The following is a 297-nucleotide window of genomic DNA, read 5'->3' as shown; positions in this document are numbered from 1 at the left end:
AGAAGTCGTGGAGACTGGTCATGGCGCCCAGTCTGTCATCGGGCGCGAAGCGACCGTGCCTGCATGAGGGCCAGGTCGGCGACGACGAGTGCCTGCGCGACGACCCAGGCCCGGCCGAATCCGTCGATGTCGAACATCCCGGTGAGGGCGACTTCGAGCGAGGCGAGCACCCACACGACGTTGCCGACGACGACCGCCCAACCCGTCCGCTTGGACAGGGAGCTGCGGGCGTAGAGCCCGACGACGGCGGCGTAGCCCAGCATGAAGACGCCGAGCCAGCGGTAGGTGGCGGCCTGC

At 69.4% G+C, this 297-nt stretch carries 1 protein-coding gene; it reads right to left on the bottom strand.

The genetic code is table 11. The features are described 5' to 3' along the window. Positions 1 to 35: 35 nt before the first annotated feature. Positions 36 to 297 (bottom strand): hypothetical protein (locus ACOADB_RS18155; RefSeq protein WP_378601534.1); only part of this gene is annotated, 262 nt, incomplete at its 5' end.

Source organism: Nocardioides sp. CPCC 206348 (assembly GCF_048654705.1).
Lineage (GTDB): Bacteria > Actinomycetota > Actinomycetes > Propionibacteriales > Nocardioidaceae > Nocardioides.
This window is presented reverse-complemented; position numbering and strand designations above follow the sequence as displayed.